This is a genomic window from Cupriavidus sp. SIMBA_020 (assembly GCF_046535395.1).
Classification (GTDB): Bacteria; Pseudomonadota; Gammaproteobacteria; order Burkholderiales; family Burkholderiaceae; genus Cupriavidus; species Cupriavidus campinensis.
In genome coordinates this window covers 1-248 of the sequence record NZ_JAWRWU010001318.1, presented here as the reverse complement: position 1 = coordinate 248, position 248 = coordinate 1, and the positions used below count along the sequence as shown (strand labels likewise).

The window sequence follows — 248 nt, the reverse complement described above, 5'->3', positions numbered from 1 at the left end:
AGATGAACCACCACCAACACCTCCGCCCATAGGCAAACGTTTAGTTAAATTTATTTTTGCACCTAAATTCACTTTACACTGAGTTTGTAATAATAAAGCTGCTTTATAAATTAAGTTGTCAGTTAGTGCAATGCCATGAGTGTCACCGCTAATACTAATATTTTTATCATTAGTAAGCGTAAAATGGAGCTCGTCGCCATAGTTTAAAAATGTAAACAGGGTTTCTAATTCATGATAGCCATCATCAC

Annotated in this window: 1 pseudogene; it reads right to left on the bottom strand. The window is 35.1% G+C overall.

Annotated features, from left to right (window positions below):
• Window positions 1-248, bottom strand: a pseudogene (ipk, locus tag SB751_RS33770) (4-(cytidine 5'-diphospho)-2-C-methyl-D-erythritol kinase); the annotation flags it as partial.